This window comes from Microbacterium insulae (genome assembly GCF_042677065.1).
In the GTDB taxonomy this organism is placed as follows: Bacteria; Actinomycetota; Actinomycetes; order Actinomycetales; family Microbacteriaceae; genus Microbacterium; species Microbacterium insulae.
Genome location: NZ_JBHTII010000001.1, coordinates 2,328,217 through 2,349,571 on the forward strand (window position 1 = coordinate 2,328,217; position 21,355 = coordinate 2,349,571).

At 70.1% G+C, this 21,355-nt stretch carries 23 protein-coding genes and 2 tRNA genes; 13 read left to right on the forward strand and 12 right to left on the reverse strand.

What is annotated here, in order from left to right:
* Positions 1-23: 23 nt before the first annotated feature.
* Positions 24-99 (forward strand) — tRNA-Thr (locus ACFQ0P_RS10815).
* A gap of 59 nt (positions 100-158) precedes the next feature.
* Positions 159-554, forward strand: a complete 396-nt coding sequence (locus ACFQ0P_RS10820; protein WP_204978713.1) for a hypothetical protein — start codon at positions 159-161, stop codon at positions 552-554.
* Between the two features lie 6 nt (positions 555-560).
* Here ACFQ0P_RS10820 and ACFQ0P_RS10825 read toward each other — a convergent pair whose 3' ends face one another.
* Positions 561-1,514 carry an EamA family transporter gene (locus tag ACFQ0P_RS10825; RefSeq protein ID WP_204978714.1) on the reverse strand — a complete coding sequence of 318 codons (954 nt, stop codon included), beginning with the start codon at positions 1,512-1,514 and terminating at the stop codon, positions 561-563.
* A 55-nt stretch (positions 1,515-1,569) separates the two neighbouring features.
* Here ACFQ0P_RS10825 and ACFQ0P_RS10830 point away from each other — a divergent pair, with 55 nt between their 5' ends.
* Genes ACFQ0P_RS10830 through ACFQ0P_RS10840 form a run of 3 tightly spaced genes read left to right on the forward strand, consistent with a single transcriptional unit; the run spans position 1,570 to position 4,992 of the window.
* Positions 1,570-3,879 (forward strand): MMPL family transporter, encoded by a 2,310-nt coding sequence (locus ACFQ0P_RS10830; RefSeq protein ID WP_204978715.1) that lies wholly within the window; start codon positions 1,570-1,572, stop codon positions 3,877-3,879.
* Positions 3,876-4,454, forward strand: a complete 579-nt coding sequence (locus ACFQ0P_RS10835) for an isochorismatase family protein (protein ID WP_204978716.1) — start codon at positions 3,876-3,878, stop codon at positions 4,452-4,454. The genes ACFQ0P_RS10830 and ACFQ0P_RS10835 overlap by 4 nt, the downstream gene beginning before the upstream one ends.
* The gene (locus tag ACFQ0P_RS10840; RefSeq protein WP_204978717.1) at positions 4,447-4,992 is read left to right on the forward strand and encodes a GNAT family N-acetyltransferase; all 546 of its coding nucleotides are present in this window, start codon (positions 4,447-4,449) and stop codon (positions 4,990-4,992) included. Before ACFQ0P_RS10835 ends, ACFQ0P_RS10840 begins: the two co-directional genes overlap by 8 nt.
* An 80-nt stretch (positions 4,993-5,072) precedes the next feature.
* Here ACFQ0P_RS10840 and ACFQ0P_RS10845 read toward each other — a convergent pair.
* The 3 genes from ACFQ0P_RS10845 to ACFQ0P_RS10855 all read right to left on the reverse strand — a co-directional run bounded on the left by ACFQ0P_RS10845 (position 5,073) and on the right by ACFQ0P_RS10855 (position 7,458).
* Positions 5,073-5,148 (reverse strand) — tRNA-Lys (locus ACFQ0P_RS10845).
* A gap of 46 nt (positions 5,149-5,194) precedes the next feature.
* On the reverse strand, positions 5,195-6,595 hold the full coding sequence (locus ACFQ0P_RS10850; protein ID WP_378772141.1) for a serine/threonine-protein kinase: 1,401 nt from the start codon (positions 6,593-6,595) through the stop codon (positions 5,195-5,197).
* Between the two features lie 197 nt (positions 6,596-6,792).
* Positions 6,793-7,458 (reverse strand): fasciclin domain-containing protein, encoded by a 666-nt coding sequence (locus ACFQ0P_RS10855; RefSeq protein ID WP_204978718.1) that lies wholly within the window; start codon positions 7,456-7,458, stop codon positions 6,793-6,795.
* Between the two features lie 173 nt (positions 7,459-7,631).
* Between ACFQ0P_RS10855 and sigK the strand changes: the two genes are divergently transcribed.
* From sigK to ACFQ0P_RS10885, 6 genes are all read left to right on the forward strand, one after another.
* Complete coding sequence (sigK, locus tag ACFQ0P_RS10860) at positions 7,632-8,222, forward strand: ECF RNA polymerase sigma factor SigK (protein ID WP_204978719.1); 591 nt, start codon at positions 7,632-7,634, stop codon at positions 8,220-8,222.
* A complete protein-coding gene (locus ACFQ0P_RS10865) occupies positions 8,222-9,052 on the forward strand; it encodes an anti-sigma factor (protein WP_204981356.1) in 831 nt (276 codons plus the stop codon). The genes sigK and ACFQ0P_RS10865 overlap by 1 nt, the downstream gene beginning before the upstream one ends.
* Before the next feature lie 96 nt (positions 9,053-9,148).
* Positions 9,149-9,490, forward strand: a complete 342-nt coding sequence (locus ACFQ0P_RS10870) for a helix-turn-helix transcriptional regulator (protein ID WP_204981357.1) — start codon at positions 9,149-9,151, stop codon at positions 9,488-9,490.
* A gap of 60 nt (positions 9,491-9,550) precedes the next feature.
* The gene (locus tag ACFQ0P_RS10875) at positions 9,551-9,958 is read left to right on the forward strand and encodes a VOC family protein (protein WP_204978720.1); all 408 of its coding nucleotides are present in this window, start codon (positions 9,551-9,553) and stop codon (positions 9,956-9,958) included.
* Positions 9,959-10,018: 60 nt separating this feature from the next.
* Positions 10,019-10,657, forward strand: coding sequence for a DNA-directed RNA polymerase subunit beta (locus ACFQ0P_RS10880; RefSeq protein WP_204978721.1), 639 nt, complete (start codon positions 10,019-10,021; stop codon positions 10,655-10,657).
* 225 nt (positions 10,658-10,882) lie between these two features.
* Entirely contained in the window at positions 10,883-11,770 is an 888-nt protein-coding gene (locus ACFQ0P_RS10885) for an aminodeoxychorismate lyase (protein WP_204978722.1), read from the forward strand.
* 1 nt (position 11,771) lies between these two features.
* Here ACFQ0P_RS10885 and ACFQ0P_RS10890 read toward each other — a convergent pair whose 3' ends face one another.
* Positions 11,772-12,227: a DUF2867 domain-containing protein gene (locus ACFQ0P_RS10890; protein WP_204978723.1), complete on the reverse strand. Its 456-nt coding sequence runs from the start codon at positions 12,225-12,227 to the stop codon at positions 11,772-11,774.
* Positions 12,228-12,294: 67 nt separating this feature from the next.
* Between ACFQ0P_RS10890 and ACFQ0P_RS10895 the strand changes: the two genes are divergently transcribed.
* Positions 12,295-12,864 carry a TetR/AcrR family transcriptional regulator gene (locus ACFQ0P_RS10895; RefSeq protein WP_204978724.1) on the forward strand — a complete coding sequence of 190 codons (570 nt, stop codon included), beginning with the start codon at positions 12,295-12,297 and terminating at the stop codon, positions 12,862-12,864.
* Here the strand turns inward: ACFQ0P_RS10895 and pstB are convergent.
* From pstB to ACFQ0P_RS10930, 7 genes are all read right to left on the reverse strand, one after another.
* Complete coding sequence (gene pstB / locus ACFQ0P_RS10900) at positions 12,840-13,619, reverse strand: phosphate ABC transporter ATP-binding protein PstB (RefSeq protein ID WP_204978725.1); 780 nt, start codon at positions 13,617-13,619, stop codon at positions 12,840-12,842. The two genes, ACFQ0P_RS10895 and pstB, sit on opposite strands and share 25 nt — an antisense overlap.
* 34 nt (positions 13,620-13,653) lie before the next feature.
* On the reverse strand, positions 13,654-14,763 hold the full coding sequence (gene pstA, locus ACFQ0P_RS10905) for a phosphate ABC transporter permease PstA (RefSeq protein WP_204978726.1): 1,110 nt from the start codon (positions 14,761-14,763) through the stop codon (positions 13,654-13,656).
* A 1-nt stretch (position 14,764) separates the two neighbouring features.
* Complete coding sequence (gene pstC, locus ACFQ0P_RS10910; RefSeq protein ID WP_204978727.1) at positions 14,765-15,709, reverse strand: phosphate ABC transporter permease subunit PstC; 945 nt, start codon at positions 15,707-15,709, stop codon at positions 14,765-14,767.
* Between the two features lie 74 nt (positions 15,710-15,783).
* Positions 15,784-16,896 (reverse strand): phosphate ABC transporter substrate-binding protein PstS, encoded by a 1,113-nt coding sequence (gene pstS / locus ACFQ0P_RS10915; RefSeq protein ID WP_204978728.1) that lies wholly within the window; start codon positions 16,894-16,896, stop codon positions 15,784-15,786.
* Between the two features lie 187 nt (positions 16,897-17,083).
* Positions 17,084-18,022 carry an NUDIX hydrolase gene (locus tag ACFQ0P_RS10920; RefSeq protein ID WP_204978729.1) on the reverse strand — a complete coding sequence of 313 codons (939 nt, stop codon included), beginning with the start codon at positions 18,020-18,022 and terminating at the stop codon, positions 17,084-17,086.
* Positions 18,019-20,181, reverse strand: a complete 2,163-nt coding sequence (locus ACFQ0P_RS10925) for an RNA degradosome polyphosphate kinase (protein ID WP_204978730.1) — start codon at positions 20,179-20,181, stop codon at positions 18,019-18,021. The genes ACFQ0P_RS10920 and ACFQ0P_RS10925 overlap by 4 nt, the downstream gene beginning before the upstream one ends.
* A gap of 44 nt (positions 20,182-20,225) precedes the next feature.
* Positions 20,226-20,924 (reverse strand): winged helix-turn-helix domain-containing protein, encoded by a 699-nt coding sequence (locus ACFQ0P_RS10930; RefSeq protein ID WP_204978731.1) that lies wholly within the window; start codon positions 20,922-20,924, stop codon positions 20,226-20,228.
* 137 nt (positions 20,925-21,061) lie between these two features.
* Here ACFQ0P_RS10930 and ACFQ0P_RS10935 point away from each other — a divergent pair, with 137 nt between their 5' ends.
* The gene (locus tag ACFQ0P_RS10935) at positions 21,062-21,352 is read left to right on the forward strand and encodes a hypothetical protein (protein ID WP_204978732.1); all 291 of its coding nucleotides are present in this window, start codon (positions 21,062-21,064) and stop codon (positions 21,350-21,352) included.
* Positions 21,353-21,355 lie beyond the last annotated feature (3 nt).

Sequence of the window (21,355 nt, forward strand, 5' to 3'; positions counted from 1 at the left end):
CGTGCATCGCGCAAGCGGGGCGCGCCACCTTAGCTCAGTCGGCAGAGCGATTCACTCGTAATGAATAGGTCAAGGGTTCGATTCCCTTAGGTGGCTCCAGTCTGACGGAGGGTCGCGAAAGCGGCCCTCTTTCGTACCCGGAGACAGACGAGGACCCGATGGACTCTGCGATCGACGCGCTCGTCGAGATCTTCACGTGGGTCGGGTTCTCCGCCGGCGCGCTGATCGCGGGCGTCGCGCTGATCATGTACCTCTTCGACGGCACCTGGCTGCCCACCCGCGGCGTGCTCGAAGACACCGAGCACGGACGCATCGTCCGCTGGTTCGACGAGGACGGGGGCGTGAACGAGGCGCACCTGACGCACGAGCAGGAGCGGGCGCTCGAGGGCAAGGGCATGGCCGACATCTTCTATCGTCGCGGTGCGCGCGGGCGCATGCGGCTGACGCAGGGGTCGCCGGCCGTGCGCGCCGTCGCCTACCTCGCGGTCGGCCTGATCGGCCTCGGTGTGCTCGCGGTCGTCGTCTCGGGCATCCTGCTGTTCACCGGCGGCTGACCGGCATCACCCGAGCGCGAGCATTCCCCCGGCCACGAGCGCGAGAACGAGGCCGGCCCACTGCACGCCCGCGACGCGCTCTCGCAGCACGACGGCCGCGAGCAGGATCGTGCCCGCGGGGTAGAGGGCGGTGAGGGCCGACACGATGGCCAGTTCGCCCGCGCGCAGCGCGATCAGCGCGAGTGCGTTGGCTGCGGCATCCACCACTCCGCACGTCACGGCCAGCCACCACGCGCGCGCCAGGGTGGGGACGGGAGTGGGATGGGCGGCTGCGGCGTGCTCGAGGTCGGCATGGCCGCTCGGGGTCGCGCCGAGGCCGACGGTGGGGGAGAGGGCGGACGACGCGGGGTGCCCGGTCCGCACGGCTCGCAGGACGATCACCGCGATGATCAGGGCTGTGAGCGCGAAGGTCGTGGAGCGGCTGAGCACGAGCGGCACCAGTCCGCTGCCCTCGGGGGTCTGGTCGATCGTGATGAGGAATCCGCCGATCGCGACACCGGCGCCGACGGCCATCACCAGGCCACGGGCGCTCGGGCGCACGACCTTCTCGCCCGGGATGAAGCCGACCAGCACGACGGCGACGAGCGCGACGGCCAGTCCCGCGGATGCGGTGGGCGAGAGGCTCTCGCCGTCGACGAACAGTCCCCACAGCATCGGCGCGACGGCCGAGACGACAGCGGTGAGCGGAGAGAGGATGCTCATCGGGCCGATCGCCAGGCACGCGTAGAGAAGGACGATCGCCAGCATGCCGAAGACGCCGGCGAAGATGCCCCAGCCGACGGCCGAGGCCGTCCACAGCCCGCCGACGAAGGGCTGCGCGATGAGGAGGGCGACCAGGCCCGACAGTGCCGCGACCGCCGTGACGACGATCGACCGGAGTCGCTTCGCCGCGAGGCCGCCGAAGAAGTCCGCGGCGCCGTAGACGAGGGCGCCCGTGAGGGCCAGCACGGCGGGGATCACGCGTTTCAGCATAGGGAGGTCGCGCGACGGGGATTTTGCTAGATAAGCTAGCGATATGGAGACCCCTCACCACGCGCGACGCACGCCGACCCGCTGGCTGCGCATCGGCATCCCCGCTGTCCTCGTGCTCGTCTGGCTCACCGTCGGCTCCGTCGGCGGACCCTACTTCGGCAAGGTCGACGAGGTGTCCTCGAACGACCGGTCGTCCTTCCTCCCCGAGAGCGCGGACGCCACGCAGGTCAACGAGCGGCTGACCGACTTCCTCGGGGACGACAGCATCCCGGCCGTCGTCGTGGTGACCGGTGACGGCGATCTCACGGAGGAGCAGCTCGGCGAGGTGCAGACCCTCGCCGACGACATCGCCGAGCTCGACGGCGTGCTCGAGGGCGTGTCGCCGCCGATCGCGTCGGAGGACGGCGAAGCGGCGCAGCTCTTCGTACCGGTGGATGCCTCGGGCGAAGTCGCCGAGATCGTCGAGGAGATCCGGGCCCTGGTGGAGGAGGATCTCGCCGCCCCGCTCGAAGGGTGGGTCACCGGCCCGGCGGGCTTCACGGCCGACCTCGTCGAGGGGTTCCTCGGTATCGACGGGCTGCTGCTGGCCGTGGCGCTCATCGCCGTCTTCATCATCCTGGTGATCGTCTACCGTTCACCGATCCTGCCCATCCTCGTCCTGCTCACCTCGGTGTTCGCGCTGTGCGTCGCCCTGCTCACCGTGTGGTGGCTGGCCTTCGCCGGCATCTTCGTCCTCAACGGGCAGGTGCAGGGCATCCTCTTCATCCTGGTGATCGGCGCCGCGACGGACTACGCCCTGCTGTACGTGGCGCGCTTCCGTGAAGCGGTGGCGGACGGCGACCGGCGGTGGGATGCCACGCTCCGAGCGTGGCGCGGATCGTTCGAGCCCATCCTCGCCTCCGGCGGCACGGTCATCGCCGGCCTGCTGTGCCTCCTGCTCTCCGACCTCGCGACCAACCGCGCACTCGGCCCGATCGCGTCGATCGGGATCGTCTTCTCCGTGCTCTCCGCGCTGACGTTCCTCCCCGCGCTGCTGGCCCTCGTCGGACGGGCCGCCTTCTGGCCGTTCATCCCGAAGCAGCCGGTCGCGATGATCCCCGACGACCTCACGCAGCCCGTCAAGGGCCTGTGGCCGCGACAGGCGCGCTTCGTGGCACGGCACGCGCGCGCGGTGTGGATCGTGTGCACCGTCGTCCTCCTCCTCGGCGCGGTCGGGATCACGCAGCTCAAGGCCGACGGCGTACCGTCGAGCGACCTCGTGCTCGGCGCATCCGAGGCGCGCGACGGTCAGGAGGTGCTCGCCGAGCACTTCCCGGCCGGATCGGGAAGCCCCGTCTACGTGATCGTCCCCGAGGACGAGCTCGGCGGCACCGTCGAGGTGCTCGACGCGAGCGACGGCATCGAGTCCGTGGCCGTGGCATCCGAGGACTCGCCGACAGGCCAGGCCTCCGTCGAGCTCCAGGACGGCGAGCCGGTGCTCACCGCAGTGGGTCCGCCGGGGACTCCAGCGCCCGAGGCGACCGTGTCCGACGGCGACGTGCTCGTGATCGGCACGCTCACCGACGCGGCCGACTCCGTCGCCGCCGAGGACACGGTCCGCGAACTGCGCACCGATCTCGACGCCGCGCTCGGCGAGGGGACCGCCATCGTCGGGGGTGAGACGGCCACCGACATCGACTCCAACGACACCTCGATCCGCGACCGGACGATCATCATCCCGGTGATCCTCCTGGTGATCCTCCTGATCCTCATGCTGCTGCTGCGCTCGATCCTCGCGCCGGTGCTGCTGATCGCGACGGTCATCCTCTCGTTCGCCACCGCCCTCGGAGTCGCCGCGCTCGTGTTCGACGGGATCTTCGCCTTCCCCGGCGCGGATCCGGCGGTTCCGCTGTACGGCTTCGTCTTCCTCGTCGCGCTCGGCGTGGACTACAACATCTTCCTGATGTCCCGCGTGCGGGAGGAGTCTCTCGTGCACGGCACGAGGCGCGGGATCCTCCGCGGCCTCGTCGCGACGGGAGGGGTCATCACCTCTGCGGGTCTCGTCCTCGCAGCGACCTTCGCCGCGCTCGGCGTCATCCCGATCCTCTTCCTCGCTCAGCTCGCGTTCATCGTCGCGTTCGGCGTCCTGCTGGACACGTTCGTGGTCCGCTCGCTGCTCGTCCCCGCCCTGTCGTACGACATCGGCCGGGCGATCTGGTGGCCGTCGAAGCTGTGGCGTCACGGCCCTGAGACGCGGGTGGATGCCGCGCCCGACGGAGCACCCGGAGACGAGGCGGCGGCCGAGCCGGCGCTCGTCGCCGACGATGGTCACGCGCTGACTCGGGAGGAGTACCGGCGTACGCTCGAGTCATGAGCAAGGCGCTGTTCATCGTCGACGTCCAGAACGATTTCACCGAGGGCGGAGCGCTCGGCGTGGAGGGCGGCGACGCCGTCGCCGAGCGCATCACCAGATACCTCGAGGCCCACGCGGACGAGTACGCCGTCATCGTGGCGTCACGCGACTGGCACGATGCCGAGGGCGACAACGGCGGGCACTTCCATCCGGAGCCCGACTTCGTCGACACGTGGCCTGTCCACTGCGTGAGCGGAACCGAGGGCGCCGAGTACGATCCGGGCCTCGACACGGCCGTCGTGACGCACCACGTGAAGAAGGGGCAGGGGCAGCCGGCGTACTCGCTCTTCGAGGGCACCACCGACGAGGGCGCGACGGTCGCCCATCTGATGGAGGTCCACGGTGTGGTCGATGTCGACATCGCGGGGATCGCGACGGACTACTGCGTCCGCGCGTCGGCGCTCGACGCGATCGAGCACGGCCGTCGGGTGCGGGTCTTCACGGATCTCGTCGCCGGCGTGGCCGACGAGACGAGCGACGCGGCGCTGGCCGAGCTCGCGCACGCCGGTGCAGAGCTGGCCGACTCCGGTGTCTGACGCCCCGGTTCGCGTGCGGCGCGTCCTCGCCGGCGACGGGGCGAAGGTGCGCGCCATCCGGCTGGAAGCGCTGCAGGATCCGGCGGCGGGAATCGCCTTCCTCGAGACATACGAGACGGCGGCCGCCCGCCCGCGCGAGTTCTGGGACGATCGCGCGGCCGCCGCGGCGCTCTCGTCGGGCTCCGCGCAGTTCATCGCCGAGCTGGGCTCGTCGTGGGTCGGCTCGGCCACCGTGCTCGTGCCCGAACCGGCGTTGCCGGACTACTTCGGTCGTGTGCGCGACGCCGGCACGGCGCTCCTGGTCGCGGTGTACGTCGCGGCCGCGCACCGTGGGCGCGGCATCCTCCGGCGCCTCGTCGATGCCGGTGGCGACTGGGCGGCGGGGCAGGGCTGCGGCATCCTGTTCCTCGACGTGCACGAGGAGAACGCCCGCGCCCGCGCCGCGTACGCCGGTCTCGGCTTCGCTGCGACCGGCCGTACGATCGTCGGCCAGAATGGGCGAGAGCTCGAGATGTCGCGAGAGATCGGCCCTGCCTGAGGCTGATCGCGGCAACACACGACCCACGCGGGATGTCGGAGCCGGGCATGGCCACTCTCGTGCCGAAGAGATACCCGGGCTGGTGGGCCCCGTGGGGCTCGAACCCACGACCCGCGGATTAAAAGTCCGATGCTCTACCGACTGAGCTAGAGGCCCTCGATCCCCAAGCCTACTTGCCGTCGGCAGCGGTCCGTCACCGAGGCTAGGGGCCGTTCCCGTTCCCGCCGCTGTTCCCGTTCCCGTTCCCGCCGCTGTTCCCGTTCCCGCCGCTGTTCCCGTTGCCGTTCCCGTTCCCGTTCCCGCCGCTGTTCCCGTTCCCGTCTCCCGCACCGTCGGCTCCCTCACCCACGTCGGCCCCGTCGTCACCAGGGGCTGGGGAGGGGTCGGGGGGCGTGTCGCTCGGCTCGGGAGCGGGGGTGTCGACGACAGAGGGCGTCGGGTCCGGTCCGGTCGATGCGCCGATCTGCGTCGACCACCACAGGGCTGCGATCGTCACCCCGACGATGAGGGTCGCGGCGATGATCACGGCGATGAGCTTCGTCCGCCCGCGGGCGGACGTGGGGGAATCGGAGGCGGACGTCGCGGCCGCCGCCGGCGGCGTCGCGTCGGGTGGCAGCGGTGGAGGGAGGAGGGTGGTGCGGACGGCGGCAGCCGGGTCCTCGACCGACGTGTCGATCGGCAGCGCGCGCGTCGGTCCGGTGGCGAGCGCAGGCATCTGCTCTGTAGCCTCGTCCGCGAGAGCAGCGGAAAGCGGGGCGCGGCCCAGCGCGAGACGCTCCGCGGTGATCGCCACTTCGAGCGCCGACGGACGATCGTCTGGTCGCATCGCCGTCATGCCGCGCAGCAGTCCGCGCCACTCGGGGGTGACGGATCCGGGGACGGCCGGTGGTGCAGCCAGCCGCGCCATGACAGCGCCGATTCCCTCGGCGTCCGGAAACGGACGCTCTCCGGTGATCGCCTCGATGAGGAGGAGGCCGAGGGCGTAGATGTCCGCTGCGGGCGCGGGCGCGTCGCCTCGCGCCTGTTCCGGCGCGACGTACGCCGCCGTGCCGATGATCGTCCCGGGGGTGGTGACCCGCGTGGAGTCGAGCAGGTGGGCGATGCCGAAGTCCGCGAGCTTGGCCCGCCACTCCCTGCCCGGGAGCGGCGAGCGCCAGAGCAGCACATTGGACGGCTTGATGTCGCGGTGGACGATGTCGGAGGAGTGGGCGACGTGCAGCGCCTCCGCCAGATCCACCGCGATGGAGGCGACCTGGTCCGGCGGGATCGGGCCCTGAGAGATGCGCTCGCGAACCGTCATCCCGTCGACGTACTCCATGACAAGGTAGCTGACTCCGTCGTCGGCGATGTGCGCGTCGAACAGGGTGACGAGACCGTGGTGGTTCAGCGCCGCGAGGAGTGCCGTCTCCGACCGTGCCCGATCGACCGACGCGACCGCATCGATGCTGCGAAGCACCTTGATGGCGACGGTGCGACCGAGCGCCTCGTCGTCCGCCCGGTAGACGCGCGCCATCCCGCCCTCGCCGATCCGCTCGCGCAGCACATAGCGGTGGGCCAGGATCTCGCCGGTGGACGGGTCACCGGCCTGCCTCAGATCCGACATGGTCCTCCCGTCGGGTCCGTCCTCGACGGGGACATCGAAAGAGCGGAGCCGACGGAATCAGAGAGTACGCCCGGCCCGTGCGCGCAGCGACGCTCTTGACTCCGCCGCGGCATCCGTGCATGCGGAACGGCCGCCGGTGCGCCTCGCCACGCCCCGACGGCCGTTCTGCCCCGTTCTGGCCTAAGCCAGGGGGTCGATCACTGTGCCGGAGGCATCAGGACCGAGTCGATGAGGTACACCGTGGCGTTCGCGGTCTGGACGCCACCGCAGATGACGTTGGCACCGTTGACCATGAGCTCGTCGCCCGATCCGGTGACCTCGACGTCCGCGCCCTGGACGGTCGCGTGCGTGCCCACGATGTCGGCGGGCGCGACCTGGCCGGGAACCACGTGGTACGTGAGGATCGACGTGAGGGTGTCGGTGTCGGTCTTGAGCGACTCGATCACGGCCGGGTCGATCGCGGCGAAGGCCTCATCGACCGGCGCGAAGACCGTGAACTCGTCGCCGTTGAGCGTGTCGACCAGGTCGACCTCGGGGTTGAGCTGTCCGCTCACCGCGGACACGAGGGTCGTGAGCAGCGGGTTGTTCGAGGCCGCCGTGGCGACCGGGTCCTGCGACATCCCCTCGACCGAGCCCGCGCCGTCCGGCACGGCAGCGGCGTAGTCGGCACAGCCGGGGCCGACGAGGTTGGCCGCGGGGTCCATCTCCTCCATCGGCTCCTCGGTCTCCTCCATCGCGGGGGTCGAGGGCTCGTCCGACGGGGCCGCCGTCGATCCGCCCATCGAGCAGGCGGACAGCGCGAACGTCGCCGCGACCGCGAGGGCGAGACCGGCCGAAAGGCGCTTTCTGGTGATGCGAGACATGACTTCCTCCTCTTGAGGTCCTGATGGACCGTGAACTGCGGGCCCCGTGGTGCGGGGTCGGGCCGCGGGAGCGGCTCGTACGGGCTGTTCGGAGGACCTCCCGGAACGGATTGGATCGAATCCGGAGCCTCGTGCGCACGGGGAAGAGGGCGCGAGTAAGGCATGCTGGAGCAATGGTGATCGACGGTATCGACGTGCCGGAGGACGGCTCCGAACCCGTCGACCGCATCGGCGAACTGCTGCAGCGCGTCGCGCGCGGCGACCAGACGGCGTTCGCCCGCGTCTACGATCTCCTCTCTCCGCGCGTGTTCGGCCTCATCCTGCGTGTCCTCGTGGACCGGTCGCAGAGCGAAGAAGTGCTGCAGGAGGTGTTCCTCGAGGTGTGGCAATCCGCTGGGAAGTTCGCTCCGAACAGGGGACAGGGAAGGTCATGGGTGCTCACGATCGCGCATCGCCGGGCCGTCGACCGGGTGCGGTCGTCGCAGGCGAGCACGGATCGCGACGTGCGTGCGGGCTTCCGCGATCTCGACGTCGCGCATGACGGAGTCGCCGAGCAGGTGGAACTCCGCATCGAGGGCGAGAAGGTCACGGCGGCCCTCACGTCGTTGCCGGAAGCGCAGCGCGAAGCCCTGACCCTGGCCTATTTCGGAGGTTACAGTCAGAGCGAGATCGCGGCACTCGTGGGAGCGCCGCTGGGGACGATAAAGACGAGGATGCGGGACGGCCTGTCCCGCCTGAGGGCAGAGATGGGGGTGACCGCGTGATGGATGAGAAGGACTTCGCCGAGCTGGCCGCGGGCCACGCTCTCCATGCGCTCTCGCCGGAAGACCGACGCGCCTTCGAGGAGGCCCGCGTCGCCCACCCCGAGTGGGAGCACTGGGTCGAGGCGGACGCCGAGGCCGCCGCGGCGCTCGCCGAGGGCATCCCGACCGCCGCTCCACCGCTAACCCTCCGTTCCACACTGCTGGCCCGCATCGCCACGATGCCGCAGGTGCCGGACGTGCCCGCCTCGGATGCCGCGGCCGCCGCGCCCGTGTCGGCGCCGTCGCCGGCCGACGCCCGCGACCGCGATGAGGACGCACCGGTGGTGGACCCGTCGCCGACGACGAGCACCATCCAGGCGATCTCACGACGCAACTGGACGCGCGGGCTCCTGACGCTCGCCGCATCGCTCGTCGTCCTCGTCACGCTCGGCTTCGGGGCCGTCACGCTGAACGAGTACGTGAATCGGCCGCCGGAAGTCGTCGCCCTGCAGGAGATCGAGGCAGCGTCCGACGCCCAGTCGGCCACGTACGACCTCGCCGACGGCGGCATCGCGACCGCGCACTGGTCGGAGTCGGTGGGCAAGGCCGTGCTCGTCTCGGACGACCTTCCCGAGATCGCCGACGACGAGAGCTTCCAGATGTGGTTCGTCCGCGAGGGCGGTGAGGCCGTGTCGGCGGGTGTCTTCGAGGCGCAGGCCGGCACCTCGACCGAGATCCTGCAGGGGGCCCTCGAGCCCGGCGACACGATCGCGGTGACGGTCGAACCCGAGGGCGGCTCGCCGAACGGGCAGCCGTCGACGGAGCCGATCATCGCCATCCCCACCGCCTGATCGCGGCGAACCCGCGGGCGCGGGTAGCGTGAGGACGTGGCATCCGCCCCTCAGACGACTTCCGCGCTCGTGCACCTCCGCCGCGCACGAGACCTGATGGACCGCGACTACGCGGAGCCCCTGGACGTGCCGACGATGGCTGCGAAAGCCCTCATGTCGCCGGCGCACTTCTCACGCGAGTTCAAGGCCGCGTACGGCGAGACCCCGTACGCCTATCTCATGACCCGCCGCATCGAGCGCGCGATGGCGCTGCTGCGCGCGGGCGCGTCGGTGACGGATGCCTGCACCGCCGTGGGGGCGACCTCCCTCGGATCGTTCAGCTCCACCTTCACCGAGATCGTGGGCGAGACGCCGAGCGCGTACAGTGCTCGGCCCCACGACGCCGCCGAGGCGATGCCGCTGTGCGTGGCGAAGATCCTCACCCGACCCCGCCGCTGACGAGCGCGATCGAGCAGGATCGGAGAAGCGGCCGTCGGGGCGCTCCTCTAGCGTGAGAGCATGACCAGCATCTCTCTCGCGTACTGCCCGATCACGGTCGACGATGTCGAGGCCGCCATCCCGTTCTACCGCGATGGACTGGGGCTCGAGGTGGTGAACGACGTCGCGTACGACGGACACCGCTGGGTGAGCCTCGGGTTCGCCGGCCAGGAGGGCCTCTCGCTCGTGATCTCCGACCCGATCGCGGGGCGGTCGCCTGAAGACGGCGAATCCCTCGAGCGCCTCGTCGTCAAGGGATCGGGCCCCGGTCCGTACGTGTTCTCGACGAGCGACATCGACGCCACGTTCGAGCGACTGCGCTCCTTCGGCGCGGAGGTCCTGCAGGAGCCGATGGAGCAGTCGTGGGGGCCGCGGGACTGCGCGTTCCGGGATCCCGCGGGCAATCACATCCGCATCAACCAGGTCTGAGTCGTGTGCCTGCCCTGGGCCGCCGCGCCGCGCGCGGGAGACGCCGGTACCCTTGAGCGGGTGAGTGACGAGTCCAGGGACTTCCACAAGCCGGTGCGCAGACCGGCCGAGCTGTTCGATCGGCTGTTCTCGGCCGAGGACCCGGCCGAGGTGTCGCGCGTCGCGCACTCGACCGCTCACGCGCTGCTCTCGCGGGTTCGCTCGGACCCGGACGGCCAGGTCGTCGACCGGCTCGTGGCCTTCACCGACGAGCATGGGATCGACGACATCGCCGAGCTGTGGTCGCGCTCGCCGGCGAAGACCCTCCCCGGCGCGCTGTGGCGCCTCTACCTGCTCCAGCTCATGATCCACGACGACCCGCGCACGGCCGCCCTGCTGTACGAGCGGGGCCGCGTCGAGCTCGCCTCGGCCGACGAGGTCATCGCGGGCGCGCCGACGCCCGCCGGGCCGGACGAGCTCGTCGCGCTCATCGACCGCATCCTGCGCGGCGTCTTCGAGGGCGACTTCGCCGTCGCACTCGACCGTGCGGCATCATTCTGCCGTGTGCAGTCCGCGGGCGCGACGCACCTGGCCGATGACTACGAGCCGACCGAGCCGGAGCGTGCCTCGGTACTCACGACCCGTGCCCTGCGGTTGTCGGACTACGCGGCGGACCTGGCGGCGTGCGCGGCCCTGTGGCGGCGCGAAGCCCTCACCTGAGCGGCGGGCGGGCACAAGAGTGCCGGGCCGCAGAACGCCCGGTGTGGGATGCCGCTGGGCGGGAGAGGCGTTTCCCGCCCCGGCACGATGGTGCCGGGCCGCAGAACGCCTCTCGGCGCAAGGCCGCTCGCAGCGGCAGAAGATGGAGCCCGGGGTTACTGCGGCCCGGCCGATCCAGTGTAACCGAGGAGCCGGCCGCGGCATTCCCGGCCGTAGGCTCTTGACATGACCTGGCGCTTCGCTCTCGTGCTCGAACCGGCCGCTTCCGACGACGCGAGAGAGGACTTCGCCGCCGGCTTCCGCGAGATCGACCCGTCCGCGCCTGCGCTCAGCGTGGGGGAGCTCAGCACGCAGCGCGGCGACGGCATCTTCGAATCGATCGGCGTCGTGAACGGCCACGCGCAGGAGGTGGCCGCCCACCTCGAGCGGCTCGCTCACTCCGCCGCGCTGTGCGATCTTCCCACGCCGAATCTCGAGCAGTGGCGCCAGGCCGTGACCGTCGCCGCCGCGCACTGCCCGGCGGACGGAGAGGGCGTCATCAAGCTCATCCTGAGCCGCGGCGTCGAGCACGGGCCAGCGCCGACCGCGTGGGTGACCGCCGCCCAGGCGCCCGACAACACCGTCGTCCGCGAACGCGGCGTGCGGATCGTCACCCTCGACCGCGGCTACGGGATCGACACCCCGGCGCGCGCGCCGTGGCTGCTGCTGGGCGCCAAGACGCTGTCGTACGCGGTCAACATGGCCGCCATCCGCGAAGCCAAGCGGCGCGGTGCCGACGACGCGGTGTTCGTGTCGTCCGACGGCTTCGTCCTCGAAGCCCCGACCGCCTCGCTCGTGCTGCGGATCGGCGGCCGCTTCGTCACACCGGCGCCCAACGGGGGTATCCTCCACGGAACGACTCAGCTGAGTCTCTTCGAGCACCTCGCCGTTCAGGGCCGTGAAACCGCGTACGAGACCGTCCCCGTGTCCGCCCTGGCAGAAGCGGATGCCGCGTGGCTGCTGTCGAGCGTGCGGCTGGCCGCTCCCATCTCGGCCATCGACGGGGTCGCGGTGGCGGTCGACCGCGAGCTGACCGCGTCGTTCAACGAATACCTGCTGAGCCCTCGCACCTGATTCAGCGCGTCACACCCGACAGTTCGCGGCGCGCGCGGGCGATCATGCCGCGCATGAGCAGCGCGAGCGACATCCGCACCGGGAGCGACCACAGGCGGGCGCCCCGGCCCTTGAATCGCATCGCCGTCACGACGCGCACCAGCGCGCGCTCCTCATCGACGCCGACCCCGACGCGCATGTCGATGCGCCGGGCGTCGACCGAGACGAGCGCCTCCTCGCCCTCGACGCGCCGAACCGCGAACGCTTCGCAGCGGCGTCCCTCGCGCCGCCGGAGGAGCGATGCGACGAGGATCGCGCTCGAGAGCCAGCGGGGGAGCGAAGCCGGTGAGAACAGGTTGCGGGCCCACGCGGCAGGATCGGCGGTGGCGTGCGCCGGCAGCACGTCGATCCAGACCTGCGTGTAGTCGGGGTCGCTGATATCCGCGAGCGCGAGCGACCAGAACGCGGGTTGCCGCATGGTGCCTCCCTGAGCCATACGCATCCGTATGGAGCCTGCGCTGAGACTATACGGTACGGTACGGTGCATGGCAAGACTCACGCGCGAGGACTGGGTCGCGGCGGCGTACGAACGCTTCAGCGCCGACGGGATCACGGCTGTCGCCGTCGAACCCGTCGCCCGCGCCCTCGGCGCCACGAAGGGGTCCTTCTACTGGCACTTCGCCGACCGACGCGCGCTGGTCGACGCCGTCCTCGACCGCTGGCGGGAGCTCGAGACCGAGCGGCTCATCGGGGATGTCGAGCGAATCGAACCGGCGGCTGCCCGACTAGCGGGCCTGCTCGAGCTCATCGCTCACCGCACCGGACAGCGATCGGGCGAGCGAACGCTCTACGCGGACGCGACGGGGCCGGTGCGCGAGTTCGTCTCGTCGGTCACCGAGCGACGCGTGTCGTACCTGGCCTCGCTGGTCGAGGCATCCGGCGTCGAGCCCGGCGAGGCCCGCCGACGCGCCGTCCTCGTCGTGTCGGCCGTGATCGGCTACCAGCAGCTCGTCTCGAGCGGCTGGGACGCGGCATCCGACCCCCGATCGCTCATCGACACCCTTCACGTCCTCGCGACGGGTGCGACCGCTCAGCCGAATCGGCCGGAGACGTAGTCCTCGGTCGCCTGCACCGACGGCGTCGTGAAGATCGAGGTGGTGTCGTCGTATTCGATGAGCTTGCCGGGCTTGCCGGTGCCGGCGATGTTGAAGAACGCCGTCTTGTCGCTCACTCGCGATGCCTGCTGCATGTTGTGGGTCACGATCACGACCGTGTAGTCGTTCTTGAGCTCGCCGATCAGCTCCTCGATCGCGTACGTCGAGATCGGGTCGAGCGCCGAGCAGGGCTCGTCCATGAGGATGACCTCGGGCGAGACCGCGATCGCGCGTGCGATGCACAGACGCTGCTGCTGACCGCCCGACAGCCCCGAGCCGGGCTTGTCGAGGCGGTCCTTGACCTCGTTCCAGAGGTTCGCCCCCTTCAGCGACTTCTCCACGAGCGCGTCGGCGTCCGACTTCGAGATGCGCCGGTTGTTGAGCTTGACCCCCGCCAGCACGTTCTCGCGGATCGACATCGTGGGGAAGGGGTTGGGGCGCTGGAAGACCATGCCCACCTGGCGACGAACGAGCACGGGGTCGACGTTCGCGCCGTACAGGTCGTCGCCGTCGAGGAGGACCTCTCCCTCGACGTAGGCGCCGGGGATGACCTCGTGCATCCGGTTCAGGGTGCGCAGGAACGTCGACTTGCCGCAGCCGGAGGGGCCGATGAAGGCGGTGACGCTGCGGGGCGCGATCTCGAGTGAGACGCCCTCCACCGCCAGGAAGTCGCCGTAGTAGACGTTCAGGTCGTTGACTTCGATGCTCTTGGACACGATTCCTCGGGTTTCGCTTCGGGAGTACGGGGGCTCAGCGGCCCAGCTTGGGGGAGAAGATCTTCGCGACCAGACGCGCGAGCAGGTTCAAGGCCATGACGAACACGATGAGCGTCAGCGCGGCGGCCCACGCGCGGTCGTGGTAGGCCTGCACCGGGATGCCCGCATTCATGTACTGCGTGTACGCGAAGACCGGCAGGGTCATCATGCGCCCCTCGAACAGGTTGTAGTTCATGGATGTCGCGACGCCCGCGGTGAGCAGCAGCGGTGCCGTCTCGCCGATGACGCGCGAGATCGACAGCATGACGCCCGTGGTGATACCGGCCATCGACGTCGGCAGCACGACCTTCGCGATCGTCAGCCACTTGGGCACGCCGAGTGCGAGCGACGCCTCGCGGAGCTCGTTCGGGACGAGCCGCAGCATCTCCTCGGTCGAGCGCACGACGACCGGGATCATCAGCACGGAGAGCGCGATCGACCCCATGATTCCCATGCGGATGCCGGGCCCGAAGATCAGGGCGAAGACGGCGTAGGCGAACAGTCCCGCGACGATCGAGGGGATGCCGGTCATGACGTCCACGAGGAACGTGATGCCCTGCGCGAGGCGCTTGCCGGCGCCGTACTCGACGAGGTAGATGGCCGTGAAGATGCCGATCGGGATCGAGATGACGGCGGCCGCGAGGGTGATGAGGATCGTGCCGACGATCGCGTGGAGCGCGCCGCCGCCCTCGCCGACCACGTTGCGCATCGAGCTGGTGAAGAACTCGGCCGAGATCCCTGCGATGCCGTTGACGAGCACGGTCCAGGCGACGGAGACGAGCGGGACCATCGCGATTCCGAAGGCGACGGTGACGATGCCGGTGACGAGGCGGTCGACGCCCTTGCGGCGGCCTTCCACGACGCTCGAGATCGCGGTGATCAGCACGAGGTAGGCGAGCGCCGCGACGACCGCCCAGCCGGCGAGGCTGAACTCCGCCCCGCTCGCGACGGCCATGACGGCGAAGATGAGAGCCGTCAGGCCGGCGCTTCCGGCGAGGAGGCCCCACGGCGCCCACTTCGGGAGGTGGCCGCTGGTCAGCCGCTGGTGCTCGCGGACGCCGGCCGGCGGCGTGTCCTGCGAGGGGGGAGCAGTCACGGTGGTCATGTCAGTTGGCTCCCGAGAATTCCTTGCGCCGGCTGACGATCCAGCGGGCGATCGCGTTCACGGCGAAGGTGACGATGAAGAGGATGAGGCCGGTGGCGATGAGGACGTTGATGTTCTCGCCGTACGCCTCGGGGAACGTCAGCGCGATGTTCGCGGGGATCGTGCTGGGGTTCTCGGCGGTGAAGAGCTGGAAGGTGATGACACCGCTCGCCGAGAGGACCATCGCGACGGCCATCGTCTCGCCGAGCGCGCGTCCCAGACCCAGCATCGACGCCGATACGATGCCGCTGCGGCCGAAGGGGAAGACGGCCATGCGGATCATCTCCCAGCGGGTCGCGCCGAGGGCGAGGGCCGCCTCCTCGTGGAGCACGGGCGTCTGGAGGAAGATCTCGCGACAGATGGCGGTGATGATGGGCACGACCATGACAGCGAGCACGATGGCGGCGGTGAAGATCGTGCGGCCGGTCGCCGAGACCGTGCCGGAGAAGAGGGGGAACCATCCCATGTTCGCGTTGAGCCACACGTACACCGGCTGGACAGCCGGCGCGAGGACCAGGATGCCCCACAGGCCGAAGACGACCGAGGGGACCGCGGCGAGCAGATCGACGATGTACCCCAGTGTCTGGGCGAGGCGCCGCGGAGCGTAGTGGGAGATGAAGAGAGCGACCGACACCGCGAGGGGGACGGCCATGACGAGTGCCAGCACCGAGGCCCACACCGTGCCGAAGGCGAGCGGCCAGACGTAGGCCCAGAAGTTCGTCGTGAGCAGGGACGCGGTGTCGCTCGTGGCGGTGATGCCCGGGATCGACTGGACGATGAGGAAGATCGCCACGGCGGCGAGCGTCACGAGGATCATCGAGCCTGCCGCCAGAGCGGTGCCCGAGAACCAGCGGTCGCCTGGCCGCTGCTTGACCTTGCCCGCGGCCGGGGCGGTGGTCGTGGTCATGGTGTCCTTCTGGTTCGGGTTTACGGGGTGAGACCCGGTTCCGGCGCGTCGCGCCGGAACCGGGTCTCGGGGCCTTACGGGACGACGATCAGGTCGATCGCCGCGTTGATCTGCTCGCGCAGCGAGTCCGAGATCGGGGCGCTGCCGGCCGCGGCGGCCGCGGCATCCTGGCCCTCGGGGCTCGCGACGTACTCCAGGTAGCCCTTGACGATCGGCGCGTTGGCCTCGTCGGCGTACTCCTGGCAGGCGATCATGTAGCTCACCAGGACGATCGGGTAGACACCGGCCTCGGTCGAGGTGCGGTCGAGCGAGATCGCGAGGTCGCCCTCGCCGCGGCCTTCCTCGAACGGCGAAGCGTCGACGATCGCCGCGGCGGCCTCGGGCGAGTAGCTGACGAACTCGTCGCCGACCTGGATGGCGGCCGTCGACAGGCCCTCCTCGGAAGCGCGCGACGCGTCGGCGTAGCCGATGGTGCCGTTGCCGCCGGCGACGGCGGAGACGACACCCGACGTGCCCTGCGCGGCCTCACCGCTGTCGAGCGGCCACACGCCGTCGGGCTCGGCCGGCCACGCGTCGGGCGCTGCCTGGTAGAGGTAGTCGGTGAAGTTCTCGGTCGTGCCCGAGTCGTCGGCGCGGTGCACCGGCGTCACGGCGAGGTCGGGGAGCTCCACGTCCTCGTTCAGCGCGGCGATCGCCGGGTCGTTCCAGTTCGTGATCTCGCCCGAGAACAGCGACGCGAGGGTCGTCGCGTCGAGGTTGAGCGAGTCGACGCCCTCGATGTTGAAGATCACGGCGATGGGGGAGATGTAGGTCGGGACCTCGATGATGCCCGAGCCGTCGACGCAGCCGTCGAACGGCCCCGCCTCGATCTCCTCGATCGTGAAGGCGCGGTCGGAGCCCGCGAAGGGGAACGCGCCGGCCTGGAACGACTCGCGGCCCGCGCCGGAGCCGGCCGGGTCGTACGTGATCGTGACGTCGGGGTTGGCGGTCTGGAAGCCGGCCGTCCACGCCGAGACGGCGACCTCCTGCGACGAGGCGCCGCCGCCGGCGATCTCGCCGGAAAGGTCGGAGGTGGTGGGCTCGTCGGTCGAACCGCCGGGAGTCCCTTCGTTTGCGGCGCAGCCGGCGAGGGCGAGGGCCGCGACTGCGGCGACAGCGCCCACCTGGGCGATGCGGGAGATCTTCACTGTGTGAATCCTTCACGTGTCAGGGAATGAGGCCCAAGAGGGCTTCGGGTAGCGAGCCCGGTGCGGGGCTCGTTCTGAAACGTAGGCTCGGACTCTTAAGAGACTGCGCTCGGATGGTGAACGGGAGGTGAACGGGTCGCCGACATCCATGCACGGGGATGAACGGCCGTCCACCGCTGACGACGCGTCAGACCTTCGGTATGTGCGTCTCGATCGCCACGATCCCCGAGCCCGGGGTGTCGGCCGACAGGTGCACGACCGAGAAGGCCCCCGGCTCGAGCGCCGAGGCGCTCCCGAGATACGACCCGCGCAGCGTTCCGGTGGCGAGGGCGAGCTCGGAGAGGATGTCGGGCAGCACCGGTCCGTGACTGCACAGCACGGCCGGCTTGCGGCTGCGCACGCGCTGGCCGATGATCGTCCGCGCGTCGGACTCGCCTTCCTCCCACGCATCCTGGCTGATGAGCGGGGTCTTCTCGACCTTGCGACCGAGAGCGGCTGAGAGCGGGGCCACCGTCTTGGTGCACCGCACCGCCGGGCTCGAGACGATCTTGCGCGCGCCGAACGCGAGCAGCGGTCCGACGATCGAGTTCGCCTGCCGCTTGCCCCGCGCCGAGAGCGGGCGCGCGGCATCGTTCCCGTCCCAGTCCTCGCGCGCGACGGCCTTGCCGTGGCGGAGCACGATGATCGGGAAGGTGCGCAGCACGCCCTCCTCGACCAGGCGCTGGAAGTTCTCCAGGATCTCCACGTCGACCGGGTAGCTGAGCCGGGCCAGCGCCTTCTTCGGCGACACCCACTCGATGGCCGCGATCTCCTTGTTCGGCACGAAGGCGGACGCCCGGATGGCGGCATCCGTCGCCTCCGCCGACCAGTAGTGGACGATCTTGGTGCGCTTGCTGGGCAGCCGGTAGCGCGAGACGCCCACCGGCGCGCCGAGTGCGACGCGGATGCCGGTCTCCTCGAAGATCTCGCGGGCGGCCGTCTCGGCGAGCATCTCGCCGGGATCGACCTTGCCCTTGGGGAGGGTCACATCCCGATACCGGGTGCGATGGATGAGCAGCACACGGAGCTTGCCGTCGACGATTCGCCAGACGACACCACCCGCGGCGTAGACCGCGGTCTCGGTCATCGCACCGCGCGTGCCCGCCGACGGCGCTGCACGTTGGCCATGGTGCGATCTTGCACGTCGACGAGGAGCTTGCCGTCCTCTCCGACGTTGTGACGCGTCCACTCGCCGTCGGGGCCGAGGTGCCACGAGCTCGAGGAATCGCTCATGGCGAGGTCGAAGAAGTCCTCCAGCTCCTTCAGATGCGCGGGTGCGACGACGCGCACCAGCGCCTCGACGCGGCGGTCGAGGTTGCGGTGCATCATGTCGGCGCTGCCGATGTACACCTGAGGGTCGCCGTCGTTGTGGAACGAGAAGATGCGCGAGTGCTCCAGATAGCGGCCCAGGATGCTGCGCACCCGGATGTTCTCGCTCATCCCGGGCACTCCCGGCTTCAGCGAGCAGATGCCGCGCACCCACACCTCGATCTGCACGCCCGCCTGGCTCGCACGGTACAGGGCATCGATGATCTGCTCGTCGACCATGGAGTTGACCTTGATGCGCACTCGGGCGGGCTTGCCCGCCAGCGCGTTGCGCCGCTCCTTGTCGATGAGGCGCAGGAGGCCCTTGCGGAGGTGGAGCGGGGCCACCAGCAGTCGCTTGAACTTCTTCTCGATGGCGTAGCCGCTGAGTTCGTTGAAGAGGCGCGTGAGATCGCGACCGACCTGATCGTCGGCGGTGAAGAGGCCGAAGTCCTCGTAGATGCGGCTCGTCTTGGGGTTGTAATTGCCCGTGCCGACGTGGCTGTAGCTGCGCAGCACGCCGCCCTCCTCGCGGATCACGAGGGCGAGCTTGCAGTGGGTCTTCAGCCCGACGAGCCCGTAGACCACGTGGACCCCGGCCTTCTCGAGCTTGCGCGCCCACAGAATGTTGTTGGCCTCGTCGAACCGCGCCTTGATCTCGACCAGGGCGAGGACCTGCTTCCCCGCCTCCGCGGCGTCGATCAGGGCCTCGACGATCGGGCTGTCGCCGGACGTGCGGTAGAGCGTCTGTTTGATGGCCAGCACGTGCGGGTCCTTCGCGGCCTGCTCCAGGAAAGCCTGGACGCTGGTCGCGAACGATTCGTACGGGTGGTGGACGAGGACGTCACCCTTGCGGATGGAGGCGAAGACGTCGGGTCGCTCGTTGTTGTCACCCGGCTGGAACGCCATCGCGGTCGTGGGCACGTGGGGCTTGAACTTGAGGTCGGGCCTGTCGATCCGCAGATCGAACAGCCCACGCAGGTCGAGCGGGCCGGGGAGGCGGTAGACCTCCTGCTGGGTGATGTCGAGCTCGCGGATGAGGAGCTCGAGCGTCAGGTCGTCCATGTCGTCGGTGATCTCGAGGCGGATCGGCGGCCCGAACCGGCGGCGCAGCAGCTCGGCCTCGAGGGCCTGGATGAGGTTCTCCGACTCGTCCTCCTCGACCACCACGTCTTCGTTGCGCGTGAGGCGGAACGCATGGTGGTCGAGCACCTCCATCCCGGGGAACAGGTCGTCGAGGTGATTGGAGATGAGCTCCTCGAGGGGCAGGAAGCGCAGCGCGCCGTCGCTCGAGGGCACGTCGACGAAGCGCGGGAGCATCGGCGGCACCTTGAGCCGCGCGAACTCCTGCCGGCCCGTCCGTGCATTGCGGATGCGGATCGCGAGGTTGAGCGAGAGTCCGGAGATGTAGGGGAAGGGGTGGGCGGGGTCGACCGCCAGGGGCATGAGGACGGGGAAGACCTGCGCCTGGAAGTACTCGTAGAGCGCCGCGCGGTCCTGATCATCGAGCGAGTCGTAGGAGACGACCGCCACCCCGGCGTCGGCCAGCGCGGGCTTCACCATCGCCGTCCAGGCGTCCGCGTGGCGCAGCTGCAGGCGGTGCGCCTCGGTCGAGATGTCGGCGAGGACCTCGGCGGGGGCGCGCCCGACATTGGTGGGAACGGCCAGGCCCGTCACGATGCGACGCTTGAGGCCGGCGACGCGCACCATGAAGAACTCATCGAGGTTGCTGGCGAAGATGGCGAGGAAGTTCGCCCTCTCGAGCAGCGGCAGCGTCTGATCCTCGGCGAGCTCGAGCACACGCTGGTTGAAGGCGAGCCAGCTCAGCTCACGATCGAGATAGCGGTGCTCGGGCAGCTGGGCGTCGAGCTCCTCGTCCAGGTCGAAGTCGTCGTCGTCCGCATCGCCGAGCCCGGCGTCGAGGACCTCGTGATCGATCATCCCCTCATCATGTCAGGCGCACGTGACGAGAGTGTGAACGACTGTCAGGCCCCGGTGCGCTCGCGGGGCGCCGGGATCTGATCGTCCTCGTAGACGTTGAAGCGGTAGCCGACGTTGCGGACGGTGCCGATGAGCTGCTCGAGGTCGCCGAGCTTGGCGCGCAGGCGCCGGACGTGCACGTCCACCGTCCGGGTGCCGCCGAAGTAGTCGTAGCCCCAGACCTCGCTGAGCAGCTGCTCGCGCGTGAAGACGCGGGACGGATGCGTCGCGAAGAAGTGGAGGAGCTGGAATTCCTTGTAGGTCAGGTCCAGCGGCTTCCCGTGCACCTTCGCCGAATACGACGACTCGTCGATCGTGATCCCGGAGGTCTGGATGCGGGTCGAGACCTGCTCCTTGCTCATGCGCCCGACCGCGAGGCGCACGCGGGCATCGACCTCGGCGGGACCGGCGGTGACGAGGATCACGTCGTCGACTCCCCAGTCGGTGGACACGGCCGTGAGGCCGCCCTCCGTGACGACCAGCAGGAGCGGGGCGTCGAGGCCCGTGGTGTTGAGGATCTTGCACAGCGACTTGGCGCCGACGAGGTCCACGCGGGCGTCGACGAAGATGACGTCGGCGCTGGGGGCGTTGACCAGCTGCGCGGGCTCGGCGGGGATCTGGCGCACGCGATGGCTGAGCAGTTCTAGCGAGGGCAGGACGGGACCTGCTCCATGAGCGGAGCTCAGAACCAGAAGCTGTGCCAAAGCGTCGCCTTCCCGGCGCGCGGGGGCACGCCGCTGCCCCCAGTGTAGGGCGTGGCGAGGGGGCACCTCGCCGCGGGGCACCGGCGGCCCGGGGGCCGGAGGATGCGCGCGGGGGCGCGGTGGGCGAGAATGGGGCCGTGGCCGTGCCAGAACTCGCTCCCCGTCGCACCCTCGGCGGCATCATCGCCGTGTGGGTCGCCGCCGCCGTCATCGCCGTGCTGGTGGGGATGTTCGCGGCCGACGACTGGCGCGCGCAGTGGCTGGCGGTCGGAATGGGCGGATGCCTCATCCTCGCCTTCGCCGTCCAGCTGTGGGGTGGTCGCTCGCAGGGATTCACCGAGCGCGTCGCCGCGAGCGCGCTGGGTGCCCTGGTCGTGATGGGCGTCATCAGCCTCGGCTTCGGCCTGGCGGCGATCGTCCCCATGTGAGTG